This window comes from Acinetobacter sp. MD2(2019), assembly GCF_035615615.1.
Classification (GTDB): Bacteria; Pseudomonadota; Gammaproteobacteria; order Pseudomonadales; family Moraxellaceae; genus Acinetobacter.
Window position 1 is genome coordinate 1 of record NZ_VTDU01000076.1, and the last position, 473, is coordinate 473.

Here is a 473-nt window from a genome sequence, read left to right on the forward strand (position 1 = left end):
AAGTTGTAATCCAAATTTAAGTAAAATTCCTGCCAACATGGCGCAGCTTAAACTTAAAGGAATTTTCGCCAGTAAACGCTGAAATAATCCCGAGAAACCAACAATTGCGGTGAGAATCCCGCACAACACAAATGCACCAATGGCTTGGGCTAAGCTGTAATGACTTCCCGTTGCAATAATGAGTGCAATACCTGGGGTCGACCACGCTGTTGCAACTGGATATTTATATTTCCACGATAAAATCACCCCAGTTAAACCAATGGCAAGTCCCAATGCCCAAAACCAAGACGCAATTTGTGCCGGATTCGCCCCTAAACTCTGTGCGCCTTGAATGACTAAAACCGCAGAAACACTAATGCCAATTAAAAAAGTGATAAAGCCTGCAAACACAGCAGGAATAGAAAAATCTTGCAGAAGTTTTGACATAAATCGCTGTTCTTCCATGAAAATAAAAAAGCAGTACCGTTGAGAAT

Annotated in this window: 1 protein-coding gene; it reads right to left on the minus strand. The window is 41.4% G+C overall.

Features of this window, described 5'->3' with window-relative positions:
- On the minus strand, nt 1-426 hold a 426-nt coding region (locus tag I2F62_RS13135; RefSeq protein WP_324627421.1), incomplete at its 3' end, for a benzoate/H(+) symporter BenE family transporter.
- Between the last annotated feature and the right edge of the window lie 47 nt (nt 427-473).